The organism is Acinetobacter lwoffii (assembly GCF_024129715.1).
Lineage (GTDB): Bacteria > Pseudomonadota > Gammaproteobacteria > Pseudomonadales > Moraxellaceae > Acinetobacter > Acinetobacter lwoffii_U.
Map to the genome: position 1 here is coordinate 1 of NZ_JAMXXM010000078.1, position 414 is coordinate 414.

The 414-nt window shown below is 47.3% G+C and carries 1 protein-coding gene; it reads left to right on the forward strand.

Annotation, left to right across the window (positions count from 1 at the left end; genetic code table 11):
* The coding region (locus NI462_RS14975; RefSeq protein ID WP_253161247.1) for a helix-turn-helix domain-containing protein at nt 1–414 on the forward strand (414 nt) is incomplete at both ends.

The following is a 414-nucleotide window of genomic DNA, read 5'->3' on the forward strand; positions in this document are numbered from 1 at the left end:
TAAAGAACTTAAACGATTGTCGGTCTTGCAGGAAATCTGCGATCAACGCATAACTCAATCCCAGGCTGCTCAGCTACTTCATATTTCAGAACGTCAGATCAGACGCTTACTGCAGAAATACAAAGCTCAAGGTCCCGCTGCATTAGCCCATGCCGGTCGTGGCCAAATCAGCAATTCCAAACTTCCTGAAGAACTCAGACTCAAGTGCCTCAATATTGTTTCTGACCAACTCCATGGTTTCGGACCCACTTTAGCGCATGAAAAGCTCACCACCGTACATGGATTCGATCTTTCAGTAGAAACCCTGCGTTCCTGGATGATTGCAGCTGACTTATGGATTCCTCGATCCAAGCGCCTGAAACGCCCGTATCAGCCTCGTTACAACCGGGATTGCTTTGGTGAACTGATCCAAAT